A 13,440-nucleotide genomic window follows, 5' to 3' on the forward strand; every position below is an offset into this window, starting at 1 on the left:
GCGATCGTCATCGCCCTGATCGTGCTGCTCTGGATCGGCGTCAATCTCGGGCTCGATCGACGCGCCCGCAAGCGCGCCAGCACGGTCGAGAGCGCGATCACTGCGGCACCGGTCGACCCCGATGCAGGTGCGAAGCAGGACGAGGTTGCCGCGTTGGCAGCGCGCTTGAAAAAGGCGCTGGCGATTCTGGCCAAGGCGCGCGGCACGCGCGGTTACCTGTATGAGCAGCCCTGGTACGTCATCATCGGCCCGCCCGGCGCCGGCAAAACGACCGCGCTGATGAACGCCGGGCTGAATTTTCCACTGGCGGCGGAGCTGGGGCAGGGGGCGGTCGCCGGGGTCGGCGGTACGCGCTATTGCGACTGGTGGTTCACCGACCAGGCCGTGATGATCGACACCGCCGGCCGCTACACCACGCAGGATTCCGCCGTCGCGGTCGATCAGGCCGGCTGGCACGGGTTTCTCGACCTGCTGAAACGCACCAGGCCGCGCCAGCCGCTGAACGGCGTGATCGTGGCGATCGCGTTGTCGGATATCGCGGGCGGCGATCCGTCCGCCAGCGCGGCCCATGCTCGCGCCATCCGTGCGCGCATCAAGGATCTCACGTCCCGGCTCGGCGTGACCGTGCCGGTCTACGCGCTGTTCACCAAATCCGACCTGATCGCGGGTTTCACCGAGTTTTTCGATGATCTGGACACCGCCGGCCGCGCCCAGGTCTGGGGTGCGACGTTCCCGAACGAGCGCGGGCCGGCCGGCGCCGTTCGCGAATTCGCGCCCGAATTCAAGGCCCTGATCGGCCGGCTCGAGGCGCGGGTGATCGACCGCCTCGCCGCCGAGCGCAGCCCGGACCGCCGCGCGATGATCGAGGGATTTCCCCTCCAGGTCGCCAGCCTGCAAGCGCCGCTGGCGGCATTCCTGACCGAGGCGTTCGGCGGTTCGACGCTCGACCCCGCGCCCTGGCTGCGCGGTGTCTATCTTTGCTCCGGCACGCAGGAAGGCACGCCGATCGACCGGCTGACCGGCGCCCTGGCGCGCAGTTTCGGCATCGACCAGCGGCGCGCGCCGAGCCTGCGGCCGCAATCCGGCCGCTCGTATTTTCTGGCCTCGCTGTTGAAGGACGTGATCTTTGGCGAGGCGATGCTCGGGTCGGCGGATCGCGGCCTCGCGCGCCGACGCTTCGCACTGCGGGCGGGCGGGTTCGCTGCGGTCGGCGTGGTGTTCATCGCGTTGCTGGCCGGCCTGTTGATCAGCCGGGGCAACAATGCGGCCGCCATCGCGCGGGCGACTAACAGCCTCGCCGCCGAACAGAAAATCGCTGCCACCCTCAAGCTCGATCCGGTTTCGAGCGCCAACCTGCCGCTGATCGCGCCATTGCTCGAACAGGCGCGCCGCCTGGCCGCAGCGAAGCCGGATGCCGGTTTCGCCGGGCTGGGGCTCGATCAGACCCGTTCGGTCCATGCGGCCACCGCCGCGGTCTATCGCAACACGCTCGATTTCGCGCTGCTGCCGCGGCTGGTTCTGCAACTGGAAGCCGAAATGCGCGGCGGACTCGACCGACCCGATTTCCTGTATCAGGCGACGCGCGTCTATCTGATGCTCGGCAACCAGGGCCCGCTCGATGCGCCGCTGGTCGAGGCGTGGATGAAGCTCGACTGGCAACGCCTGTATCCCGGCATCGGCCAGACCGATCTGCGCGCCTCGCTGATGGAGAATTTGATCGATCTGCTTGCCCGCCCGCTGCCCGATGTTCCGCTGGATGGCGGGCTGGTCGCGACCGCACGCGCCACCTTCTCGCGGGTGCCGATCGCCGAGCGCGTCTATTCGCGCATCCGCGATTCGCAGGCGGCGGCGCGCGTGCCGGACTGGACACCGGCGGCAGCGCTCGGCGCCGCCGGCACGCCGCTGTTCACCAACGCGACCGGCAAACCCCTGACCGATGGCGTGCCCGGATTTTTCACACGGCGCGGCTTCTACACCGTGCTGTTGCCGGCACTCACCCACGCCACGCAGGATGTCGCGAAGGAAAGCTGGGTGCTCGGCCAGCCATCTCAGGTCGATCCCAACTCGCCGCAGATGCAGTCGCTGGAAAGCGACGTGATCAAACTTTACGAGGCGGATTACGCCGCCCATTGGCGCACGATGATCGATGACATCAATCTGGTGCCGCTGGGCAGCGCCGGGCAGGCGGTGCAGGCGCTCTATGTGCTCGGCTCGCCGCAATCGCCGATGAAGACGCTGCTGGAATCGATGGCGAAGCAACTGACCCTTTCACAGGCGCCGAAACTGCCCAAGGGCAGCGCCGCACCGAAGGCACCGCATCTGGCAGCGCTGGACGCCGCCGCCGCACGGTTGAAAGGCGTCGTCGGGCCGGAGAACGGCGCGCCACCACCGGCACCTGGTGCCGCGATCGATCAGGAATTCGCACCCCTGCGCACCTATGTCGGCAATGGCGCGGTCGGCGCGCCGATCAGCCTGACCCTGCAACTGATCGATCAGGTGCAGCAACAACTCGCCACGCTCGCGGCCACCGCCCCCGGTGCCGCCGGACCCGCGGCACCCGGCGCGGGCGGCGATGCGGCGGCGCTGCTCGCAGGCGAGGCGCAGCACGACCCGCAACCGGTGCGGCGCTGGCTCGGTGGCATCACCGCGACGGCGAACACTTTGCGCGGCGGCAGCGCGGCGGCTTCGGCCGCGGCGGCGTTCAATGCGCCGGGCGGGGCAGCGCCGTTGTGTCAGAAGGCGGTGGTCGGGCATTACCCGTTCGATCGCAGCGCCAGCGCCGGCATTCCGCTCGCGGATTTCGCGCATCTGTTCGCCCCGGGTGCGGCACTCGATAGTTTTTTCAATACCCAGGTGCGACCGTTCGTGAACATGACCGGGCCGGTGTGGCATGTGCAGCCGGTCAACGGCGTCACCCCGCCGGTCAGCCAGGGGGCGGTGGCGGAGTTCCAGCGCGCCCAGGAAATCCAGCAGATGTTCTTCGTCGGCTCGGCCACCCCAAGCGTGCAGTTCACCATCACCCCGGAATCGCTCTCCGCCGGTGCCGCCCAGGTCACGCTGCAACTCGGCGGTGTGACCATCACCTACGCGCACGGCCCGACCGTGCCGACCTCGGTGACCTGGCCGGGGGCGGATGGCATGCAATCCGCCCGGTTGATCATCACCCCGGCGGCGGCAGGCGGCACGCCGATCACCTTGCAGGCGAGCGGGCCATGGGCGGTGTTCCGGCTGTTCAACCAGGGCAGCCTGACGGCGGGCGGCGCGTCGGCGCGCTATACGCTCACCTTCGATCAGGGTGGCGAGACGGCATCCTTCGCGATCGAGGCCGGGTCGATCTTCAACCCGTTCGCACCGGGCGTGCTGACCAATTTCCGCTGCCCGAGTCTGCGGGGATGAGTGCGGGGTTCTACGGCAAGCTCCCCGCGCGCGGCGATTTCGTGCGCGGTGGGCTGAGCACCGCGGTGGTCGATGCGCTCGATGATTGGATGCGCGCCTGCCTGCACGCCAGCCAGGATTCGCTGGGCGAGTCCTGGGTGGATTGCTGGATGGAAGCGCCGGTCTGGCGTTTTTTCGCGACCATCGGCGGGCAGCGTCTTGGCGGTGTGTGGATGCCGAGCATGGACAGTGTGGAGCGCTGCTTTCCGCTAGTTATCGCGACCGATGCCGCGCGCGCCGGCCCTGCCTGGCTGGCCGGTGCCGAGGCGCTCGGCTTCGATGCCGTCACGACCGATGTCACGCCGGATCGCCTCGCGCTGCGCCTGGTCGGCATCGCGCCCGACCCGTGGACGCCGCCGGCACGCGACATTTGGTGGACCGACGGCGCACCCCGCAAGGCCGCCGCCCGGTTCGAGTGCGATGATCTGCCTGATCCCGCTACCTTCGCGGCGTTTCTGACCGATCAGGCGCCGGAACCGCCCGCGTGATCCCCAGGGTGCAAACCTGGGCGCAGACCCATGTCGGCACGGTGCGTCGGCGCAATGAAGATGCCTATCTCTGCCGCCCGGACCTCGGGCTTTGGGCGGTCGCCGATGGCGCGGGCGGCCATCAGTCCGGCGAGCTCGCCTCCGGCATGATCATCGCCGCGCTCGATCGGCTCGAACCCGGCCTGACCGCGGCCGAATTGCTGCCCCGCGTGCGCACTGCCATGGCCGAAACGCACGAAGCGCTGCTGCATGAGGCGGCGCTGCGCGGCGCGGGCGCGGTGATTGCCTCGACCGTCGTGGTGCTGGTGCTGCGCGACCATCATTTCGCCTGCCTCTGGGCCGGCGATTCGCGGGCCTATCTGCTGCGTCGCGGCGAATTGACGCAACTGACGCGCGACCATTCGCTGGTGCAGGATCTGGTCGATGAAGGCCGCCTGAGCGCCGCCGCCGCCGAGCATCATCCTCAAGCAAACGTGATCACGCGGGCGTTGGGCGCTGATTGCATCACGCTGGAACTGGATAAGGTGATCGGCACGATCGAGCCGGGCGATCGCTTCCTGCTCTGTTCGGACGGGCTCAGCAAAACTCTGCCGGTCAGCGAAATCGCGGGGTTGCTGGGGGCGCCGGATGGCGTGCCGCCGACCGAGTTGCTGGTGGCGGCGGCGCTGGCGCGGCAGGGGAGTGATAACGTGACGGCGGTGGTGGTAACGACAGCGGGTTAGGTATTTGTTTTGATATCGTAACGATTAGGACGTGTAAAAATACTGTGGTTGGGGTGCGAAATTCGCGTTCGGGGGCGGCTTGGTGGCGGGTTCGTTACCGCTGGGTGCGATTGATGGGCACTTGCGGCTGGCAACGGTGTTTGGGCAAGCGCTCGCCGTGGCGTGCGGGCGGTGATGGCGGGGTTGGGCGAGGGTTGCGCCACCCTGACGGGCGGTGCAACCGAGGCGTCGGATTGAGCGATCGGGTGCGGTGCGTTCGGCTGTTTCGGCCGATTGTGCAGCGTGGGGCTGAGCGCGTTCATCGGGCCATTCAGGCCGGACGGCGCGGCACATTCGGTGGGTTCGGGCGGGTTCGCCGGTGAGGCGGTGCGCGCGGCGAGAGACGCGAAATGCTGGATGATCTGCTCGATGAGGGTGAGGATCAGATTGACGACGGCTTGGGTCAGTTTCGACTGATCGTCCGCCGTCGCGGCGTGGTGACGCAGCCCGCTTATGGCCTCGGTAAAACGCACGATCGAATTGTCTGAGGCGTGGGTCTCGGTCACGCGGCGAGAATGCCATGGGGGGCGGGGGGTGAGAAAGCGTTATTTTGGTGAAGCGTGATCGCGCGTGTCGATCACTCTCCAGGCCGCTCGGGTGGGGGGAAGAGAGGCGGATGACGCTTCGCTCTTCCGCCCTACGCTACTTCGCGGGACAATATTCAGTTCACGATGGTACCCGCGATCTCGGCACCCTTTTGCGCGTTGTCGCGTTTGAAATAATCCATGTTGAATTTGCCCCGGACCTCGGTTCCGTTGGCGTCGTAGTGGCATACGGATATCTGTTTCGCGTTGCCGTTGACCTGTTGCACGACGGCATTGAGCGTGATGCCGACGCCAGCCTGCAGGCGGCCGGATCCGCCGTCTTTTTTCGTGAGCCCGATGCCGCTATGACTATAGGCCAAGCATTTGTCGAGTGTGACGGTGACGTGCTTTTGCAGGACTTGATTGACACCGTAAGGGGTCCACGCACTGCCATCCTCTTTCAGGAACCGAACGATCTTGCAACCGAACTGGCAGAATTCCTGAAGGTCGAGGAAAATGTACGAATTGGTGCTCTTCTCTTTGCCTTCCCAACGCTCGATGCTTCGCTCGCTCGCCTCGGTCGTGTAGCTATTGAGCTTGTCGGCACCCGTCAAGAGACTTTTGAGGTCTGCCACGCTGTTGCGTCTGATCCGGCGAAGATGCTTCACCTCGAAGTTATTGCCGGCAAATGTGACAGTATATCCATCACCCGACACGGTCACCGGCGACTGCAGGTCGGTTTCACTGGTGACGGCTGCTGTAAAAGTCTTTCTTCCCTCTTTGGTCGATGCCGAAGCGCTCATTGGACAATTCCTTTTCGGACGTGCAAGCACAAGAAACCCGGCGCTAGCGCGCCGGGTCGTTTCGAGTGATCAGCTCATCTTCATCGTCTTGAGGTCGAAGTTCACCACGCTCTGGGTGCCCTGCGAGCCGTCGTCTTTCATGGGGATGCTGACAAAGCTGATCGAGGAGTAGTTCAGCGAGAGCGACTCGTTCGGTTTTTCGCCGCCCGAAGACATGCTCAAGCCGGACATGATGACATCCTTCATTTTCACTTCGAGATATTTATCCGAACCGGACCCGGCCTTGTTGGTGCGGACGAACACGATGTCGACGTCTTTTGCGCCGCCGCTGAGGGCTTCCTTCAGCAGGTCCGGGCTCGAGATGTCGTAGTCCTTGGTAATCGTGACTTCCGAAAGGCTGGGCAGGCTGGATTCACGGCCTTCGCCGCTGCCGGACTGCATGGCAACGCCGCGCCCGACACCCCATTGCACGCTGTGGAGCTCGATGTAGTCCTTGAAGCCTTCGGTAGTCACGTCGCCGTTGATCGCGGCATATTTCATATAGACGGCCATTGGTCTGTCTCCTGTTGGGTTATAAAAATTTAGCCAAGTTCGTAGCGGAACGACCCTTCGGGACCCATTCCGACCGTGACGTGGGAAATTGTCTCGCCATTGGCCAACCGGGCCAGGACCTCCGCCGACAATTCGGGCAGGAGGCTGCGCGAGAGAATATTCTCCACGTTGCGCGCGCCGGAGGAGGATTCCTTGCAGCGCGCGGCAATGGTTTCGACCAGTTCAGGCTCGTAGGTGAAGCTGGCCTTGTAGCTATCGCGCACACGGCGCGCGATCTTGTTCAACTGAAGTGTGACGATCTGGCGGATCACATCGTCCGACAGCGGGAAATACGGCACGATGGTTACCCGGCCGAGAAACGCCGGCTTGAAGTATTTTGCCAGTTCCGGGCGCAGCGCCTCGGCCAGCCCTGCCGCATCCGGCGCGGTTTCAGGGTCGGCGAACAGTTTTTCGATCAGATCGGTCCCGGCGTTCGAGGTCATGATGATGACGGTGTTCTTGAAGTCGATGTCGCGGCCTTCGCCGTCCTTCATGTTGCCTTTGTCGAACACCTGGAAAAACACATCCTGCACACCGGGATGCGCCTTCTCCATCTCGTCGAGCAAAATCACCGAGTAGGGGCGACGCCGCACCGCTTCGGTGAGCACGCCGCCCTCGCCGTATCCCACGTAGCCGGGCGGGCTGCCCATCAGGAGCGAGACCTTATGCTCCTCCTTGAACTCGGTCATGTTGATGGTGGTGATGTTCTGCTCACCGCCATACAGCAGATCGGCCAGCGTCAGCGCCGTTTCGGTCTTGCCGGTGCCGGAGGTGCCGACCATCAGGAATACGCCGATCGGCTTGCGCGGATCGGTGAGTTTCGCGCGCGAGGTGCGGATGGCCTGGGCGACGGCTTCGAGGGCGTGGGGCTGGCCGACGATCCGGCGTTCCATCGTGGTTTTCAGGTTTAGCACGGTGTTGATTTCGTCGGATTGCATGCGGCCGGCGGGAATCCCGGTCCAGCTCTCGACGATTTCGGCTACCGCCTGCGCATCGACCACCGGAAAGATCAGCGGCATCTCGCCCTGCGAGGCTTTGAGCGCCGTGGTCGCCTCGGCGAGTTGTGCCCGCAACGCTGCCCGATCGATCACCGCCGGCCGGTCCATGACGCCGACATCACCCGGGGCAGCGGTATACGCAGCCGCCTCCGGCGCTTCCAACGCGCCCCGCAACGCGCCAATCTGATGGGCCAATTCCTTCTCCGCCGCGTAACGCGATTCGAGCGCGGCCAGTTCCTCCACCAGCTTCGCCCGCTCCTCCGCCAGTTCGGCCTCACGCGCCGCGTGATCACCGCCGCTCGCCATTTCGCGCGCCAGAATGCCGGTTTCGGTCGCGATCAGATCGAGCCGCCGCCGGCGGTCCTCGATCGGCGCCGGTTCGGTCGCCTGGCTCATCGAAACGCGGGCGCAGGCGGTGTCGATCAGGGAAATCGCCTTGTCCGGCAACTGGCGCGAGGGAATGTAGCGCGCCGAAAGCCGCACCGCCTCGCTCACCGCCTCGTCCAGAATGCGGACCTTGTGGTGTTTTTCCAGCGTGCCGACCAGGCCGCGGATCATCGCGGTTGCCATCGGCTCGGATGGTTCCTCGACCTTCACCACCTGAAACCGTCGCGCCAGTGCGGCGTCACGCTCGAAATATTTTTTGTATTCGGCCCAGGTCGTTGCCGCGATGGTGCGCAATTCGCCGCGCGCCAGCGCCGGTTTGAGCAGATTAGCCGCATCGTTCTGCCCGGCCGCGCCACCGGCGCCCACCATGGTGTGCGCCTCGTCGATGAACAGGATGATCGGCCGGGGCGAGGCCTTGACCTCCTCGATCACCGATTTCAGCCGGTTTTCGAACTCGCCCTTCACCCCAGCGCCCGCCTGCAACAACGCCATATCCAGCGTGCGCAGCACGACGTTTTTCAATGCTTCGGGCACATCGCCCTGGGCGATTTTCAGCGCCAGGCCTTCGACCACGGCGGTCTTGCCGACGCCGGCCTCCCCGGTCAGGATCGGGTTGTTCTGGCGCCGACGGGTCAGGATATCGATCGCCTGACGGATCTCGAAATCGCGGCCGAGAATCGGGTCGATCCTGCCGGCCCGCGCCCGCGCCGTCAGATCATCGGTGAATTGATCGAGTGCGGCCGAACCGCCGGGGCGGGGGGCACCATCATCACCGCCCGCCGCCGGCGCACCATCTGCCGCCAGCGTGGCACTGTGGGATTCGGTTGAGTTCTGGGTGATCGCGGCGAAGTCGCGCTTGAGCATTTCCGCGGGGATTTTCGCAAGCTGGCTCGAAGCCTCGCGCGCCCGGCGGGCCAGCCCTTCATCGGCCAGCAGCGCCCATAACAAATGGCCCGAGCGGGTGCGCGACAGACCATGCTCGATCGAGGCGAGCAACCAGCCTTGTTTCGCCCAATCCACCACATCCGGCGACAGGGCAGGGGCCCTGGCATTGCCGGTTTTCATCCGGTCGAGCGATCGGTTAAGGTCGATCAGGAACCGGCCATGATCGATCTCGTAATGGCGCAGAATGAGCGGAATATCGGTATCCGTCCCGTCCGCGAGCTTGAGCAGCCAATGTTCGATCTCGACATTGTAATGGCTACGCGACAAGGTGAGTCCGGCCGCTGCTTCCAGGCTGCGGCGGCTGTGCTCGTTCAGGCGCGCGATGAGAGATTTGAGATCGATAGCCGCCATCTGCTCCCCTTTTAGGACCGGATACGTGCCGGTTTTGTTACGACGAAACAATGTTGTGATTTTGATATTATGGGCTAACACTCGTCTTGTCCAGATTAAGAACTTGCAACATGATGACTGTATGACCTTTGTCACACTGGATTTTTCGCATGACACTCAACATTACTGATTTGTTAGGGCCGATCATGGAAGACGCACCGAGCGGCGCTGACCTGCGGGCCGATTATGCGGCGCAATCGGTCTATTACCGGCTGCGTGATGCGCGGTCGGACGCGCGGGCGGCCGAGCGGGCGGCCGATGCCGATGCCTCGCTTGAACCCGAGGTGGCGCAACATTGGCGCACCGTCCTGCAATTGTCGCAAACCGCGCTGGCAAAATCCCACGATCTTGAAATCGCCGCCTGGCTGACCGAGGCTTTGGTGCGCGAATCCGGCCTTGCGGGCCTCGCCGATGGTGCCGCGCTGATCGGTGGTTTCGCCGCGCAATACTGGGAGAATGTGTTTCCCCTGCCGGATGAAGACGGGATGGAAACCCGCACCGCGCCGATCGCCGGGCTGAATGGCGTCGGCGGCGATGGCACGCTGATCCAGCCTTTGCGCAAACTGCCGCTGTTCAACACGGCGGACGGCGCACGGGTTTTGTTGTTCCAATACCAGCAGGCCGAGGAAACCGCCGGGCTGGGCGATGCCAAGCGCAAGGCGGCCCGCATCGCCGCCGGCGTCGCTGATTTCGCCAAGCTGGAGACCGAGGCGCGGGCGGTCGGCGTCGCGCATTTCACGGCCCTCGCGCAGCGGGCGATCGCCACGCTGGCGGCATGGCGCGGCATGGCGCAGACGCTCGATGAAGTAGCGGGCGCCGATGCACCGCCCGCGAGCCGGGTTGCTGAAATTCTTGAACAGATCATCAACATCGCCAAGCGCTACGCCCCGCAGGCCGGCGCTCCAACTGTCATCGCGGCACAGCCCGTCACAGCGGAGATCGAACCCACGGAGACCGACATGCCGGATGCACAAATTCCCCGCAGCGCCGTGCGGACGCGCGAGGATGCGCTCAACCAGCTCACCGAAATCGCCGAATTCTTCCGCCGCACCGAACCGCAATCACCAATCGCGCTGACGCTGGACGAAGCCGTCCGCCGCGCCCGTCTGCCCTGGCCGCAGCTGATCGAGGACATCCTGGCCGATAACGCGGTGCGTCAGGCGATGCTGACGGCGCTGGGGATCAAGCCAACCACATAAAAGCAGCAGAGATCGTCTTTCTTTTAAAAGAATAGCAGCAAAAACCTTCAGGAATACAACAAACTAAGCCACCCCAGGCAACATCCTAAATTAAAAAAAGTTTTTTGTTTCTTTTTTACAAAAAAGAAGCGCTTCCTTGACCTCACCCGCGTTAGTCACAGCATCACGTCCGCGGCGCCGACAATTCCGTCACCAGCCGGAACGACGCGCTGATATCATCGAGTTGGTAGTGCGGCTGCAAATGGATCGTGCAGCCGAACGAACCCGGCTTGCTCGCAAGCTCCCGCACCTCGACCCGCGCATCGAGCAGCGGGTAGCGCGCCCGCGTCTCGGGGCCGGCGTCCTTGTTGGCATTGGCGTAGCGGCGCAGCCAGGTGGTCAATTCGCGCTCGATCTCGCTGGCGGTGCGGAACGCGCCGGTCATGTCGCGCCCCATTACCTTGATGAAATGGGCGAACCGCGACACGCAGATCATGGTATTGAACTGGGCGGAGAGCCGGGCATTGGCATCCGCCGCCTCGGCGCGCGGCCCGCTGTAGCGGCGCGGCGCCTGCAGGCTGCGCGCGGCCCCCAACACGGTCTGGCCGCCAAACCCCAGCGAGGACAGGGCCAGCACCCCGGCATCGACCAGCGCGCGTTCCTGGGCATCGGTCAGCGCGATTTCCGCCTCGAACCGGTCCTGCCCCTCCGCGGAATCCACCGAAAAGCGTGGCGCGGTGCCGGTGGTGATGAGCCCGCTGCCCGCCCAGTCCTGGATATAGCCGCGCATGTCGGCCGGCCAATCGTAGGTCGCCATTGCGCGCGCCACCGTCATGGCGATCGCATAACCGGCGGCGAACCAGACGATGTCATCGCCGGTCGTAATCGTCTCGTCGTAACGAAACCCGCGCCGCGCCTCGGCGCAATCCTCCCAGGCCGGGCGGGCGCGCAGGCGCGGCAGTGCGAGGCCGACGAACCGCATATCCTCGCGCTGGCCCAGGTTGCGGAACCGCTGGTGCTCCGGCCCCGTGAAAATGGCCGCCGGATTGGCGACGCCCGATAATTCCTCCATCCGGTCGACGCCGAACAGCGCTGCGGCTGCGCCGAAAATCATCGGCGCGAAGGCGGCGGCCGCGATTGCCGAGAGCCCCGCGATCGCGGCGACATCATCGCTCGGCGCGTCCGGTCCGGGCCGGTGGCGCACTTCGTAATCCATCACCAGCAACCCATAGGGCTCGCCACCCGGGGTGCCGAATTCATCCTCGTAGATCCGGCGGAACAATTGGCTCTGGTCGAATTCCGCGGCCCGTTCCAGATCGCGGCACACTTCGCCCCAGGCGGCGTGCAGCACCCGCAGCCGCACCCGCCCGCTCGCCTCGATGCGATCGGCTAGCCAGTGCAGCCCGCGCCATGATCCTTCGAGCCGCAGCAGGCGCGGCGCGTGCAGAATTTCATCGATCGCGGCGGCCAGCATCGCATCGATCATCGCGATGTCATGATCCAGCATCGCCGCCAGCCGGGTTGGATCGCGCAGGATCGCGGCGGTATCGAGCCCGAACCAGATGGCGAGCGAAGGGGCCGCCGGCGCGGTCAGAAACCGCGCGAGATCGCCCGCCTCGGCCTGATGCCGGTCGCCGAAAAAGTGACCGGCCAGCACAGCATCACGCAACATGCGAGATCAGGCCATGAACGATCCGATCAGGTCTTTTTCGGAATATTGGCGACCATCCGCATCGAGGTGGTCCGTTCTTCCATTTGCAGCCACGGCGTAATCGCGCACCTCTCGCGCACGCCCGCCGAGGCGACCGAGGAAGTAGCCCTGGCGGTTGCCGGCGCGCACTTCCTGAATCGCCTCCAGGGTCTCGGTCAGCGCCTGGGTGAAGCGCGAGGTGCTGTCATTCTCCAGCTTCTTCAGGTGCTTGACCTTCTTGCCCAGCAGCACGGTGGCGTAGATCACCAACGGGTTGAACAGCAGGATCAGCAAGGCCAGCTGCCAGTGCATCCAGAGCAGGATGGCCGAGGTGCCGACCAGGGTCAGCACCGCGACCAGAAAGCGGCTGAGGGTTTCGCCGACGAACTTGTCCAGGGTGTCCAGATCGGTGACCAGGTGGGTGGTCACGGTGCCGCCGCCCAGGCTCTCGTACTCGCCAAGCGAGATGCGCTTGAGCCGTTCGATCAAACGGATGCGGATGCGGTAGACGAGATCCTTCGACAGCCTGGCGAACAGGCGCGCCTGCAAGACGTTGAAGATCAGTGCGGAACCGCGCAGCAGCAGGGTCAAAAACAGCATCAGGCCGATGTAGCCGGCTGCGGTTTCCCAATCGCTGGGCAGAAAGTTGTCCATCACCTTGAGCGCTGCATCGCCATCCTTGAGCAGCACTTCGTCCACCAGCAACGGCAGCAGCAACGGGATCGGTACGCTGCACAAGGTCGCCAGCACGGCGACCAGATTGGCCAGAATCAGCGCTTTCTTGTGACGCAGGGCCAGGCGACGGACTTCTGCCCAGCTCAACCGATCAGGCATTGGCAGCGCGCTCCAGCCAGCGGCCCAGCAGCGGTGACAGCGCCTCGAGTGGCTGGTAGCCGTTGGTCAGCAGCGCCAGTTGACCATCGCGCTCGGCCAGCAGCGTGGGGAAGCCGGCGATCCCCAGATCCTGCACCCAGGTGAAGTCTGCGGCGGTGGACTCATGCATGGCCTGGCTGTCGAAGGCCTTGGCGAACTCGATACGCGGGATGCCGGCACGCTCGGCCAGCTCCACCAGCACACTGGCCTGGGTGACATCGGCGCCCTGGGCATAGAACGCACGCTGAATCAGCCTGAGCAGCATCCAGGCGCTGGACGCATCGAGATTGCGCGCGGTGACCAGCGCACGACATGCCGGCTCGGTGTCGTACACCATGCCCTCCGGCAGACCACGCTCGAAGTCGAACAACTGCCCG

Annotated in this window: 11 protein-coding genes; 4 read left to right on the forward strand and 7 right to left on the reverse strand. The window is 65.0% G+C overall.

Translation table 11 applies throughout. The features are described 5' to 3' along the window. The first annotated feature begins 21 nt into the window (after positions 1-21). From tssM to B7X49_RS11740, 3 genes are read left to right on the forward strand one after another with little or no spacing between them, the layout of a single operon-like run. A complete protein-coding gene (gene tssM, locus B7X49_RS11730; protein WP_286839483.1) occupies positions 22-3,396 on the forward strand; it encodes a type VI secretion system membrane subunit TssM in 3,375 nt (1,124 codons plus the stop codon). Continuing rightward, a complete protein-coding gene (tagF, locus tag B7X49_RS11735) occupies positions 3,393-3,923 on the forward strand; it encodes a type VI secretion system-associated protein TagF (protein WP_286703945.1) in 531 nt (176 codons plus the stop codon). The genes tssM and tagF overlap by 4 nt, the downstream gene beginning before the upstream one ends. Continuing rightward, entirely contained in the window at positions 3,920-4,645 is a 726-nt protein-coding gene (locus B7X49_RS11740) for a PP2C family serine/threonine-protein phosphatase (RefSeq protein WP_286703946.1), read from the forward strand. The genes tagF and B7X49_RS11740 overlap by 4 nt, the downstream gene beginning before the upstream one ends. Here the strand turns inward: B7X49_RS11740 and B7X49_RS11745 are convergent. The 4 genes from B7X49_RS11745 to tssH form a co-directional block, all read right to left on the reverse strand. Then, on the reverse strand, positions 4,642-5,190 hold the full coding sequence (locus B7X49_RS11745) for a hypothetical protein (RefSeq protein ID WP_286703947.1): 549 nt from the start codon (positions 5,188-5,190) through the stop codon (positions 4,642-4,644). The genes B7X49_RS11740 and B7X49_RS11745 overlap by 4 nt on opposite strands. A 155-nt stretch (positions 5,191-5,345) precedes the next feature. Next, complete coding sequence (locus B7X49_RS11750) at positions 5,346-6,011, reverse strand: hypothetical protein (protein WP_286703948.1); 666 nt, start codon at positions 6,009-6,011, stop codon at positions 5,346-5,348. 69 nt (positions 6,012-6,080) lie between these two features. After that, positions 6,081-6,563 (reverse strand): type VI secretion system tube protein Hcp, encoded by a 483-nt coding sequence (locus tag B7X49_RS11755; protein WP_286703949.1) that lies wholly within the window; start codon positions 6,561-6,563, stop codon positions 6,081-6,083. A gap of 29 nt (positions 6,564-6,592) precedes the next feature. Next, the gene (gene tssH, locus B7X49_RS11760) at positions 6,593-9,283 is read right to left on the reverse strand and encodes a type VI secretion system ATPase TssH (RefSeq protein WP_286703950.1); all 2,691 of its coding nucleotides are present in this window, start codon (positions 9,281-9,283) and stop codon (positions 6,593-6,595) included. A 149-nt stretch (positions 9,284-9,432) separates the two neighbouring features. Here tssH and tssA point away from each other — a divergent pair, with 149 nt between their 5' ends. Beyond that, positions 9,433-10,521, forward strand: coding sequence for a type VI secretion system protein TssA (gene tssA / locus B7X49_RS11765; RefSeq protein ID WP_286703951.1), 1,089 nt, complete (start codon positions 9,433-9,435; stop codon positions 10,519-10,521). Positions 10,522-10,684: 163 nt separating this feature from the next. Here tssA and tssC read toward each other — a convergent pair whose 3' ends face one another. The 3 genes from tssC to B7X49_RS11780 all read right to left on the reverse strand — a co-directional run. Then, positions 10,685-12,172, reverse strand: coding sequence for a type VI secretion system contractile sheath large subunit (tssC, locus tag B7X49_RS11770; RefSeq protein WP_286703952.1), 1,488 nt, complete (start codon positions 12,170-12,172; stop codon positions 10,685-10,687). Positions 12,173-12,178: 6 nt separating this feature from the next. Further along, positions 12,179-13,024: an ABC transporter ATP-binding protein gene (locus B7X49_RS11775; protein ID WP_286839491.1), complete on the reverse strand. Its 846-nt coding sequence runs from the start codon at positions 13,022-13,024 to the stop codon at positions 12,179-12,181. Next, the coding region (locus B7X49_RS11780; protein WP_286839494.1) for a DsbA family protein at positions 13,017-13,440 on the reverse strand (424 nt) is incomplete at its 5' end. The genes B7X49_RS11780 and B7X49_RS11775, both read right to left, overlap by 8 nt.

It is taken from the genome of Acidiphilium sp. 34-64-41, assembly GCF_002282635.1.
Taxonomy (GTDB): Bacteria; Pseudomonadota; Alphaproteobacteria; order Acetobacterales; family Acetobacteraceae; genus Acidiphilium; species Acidiphilium rubrum.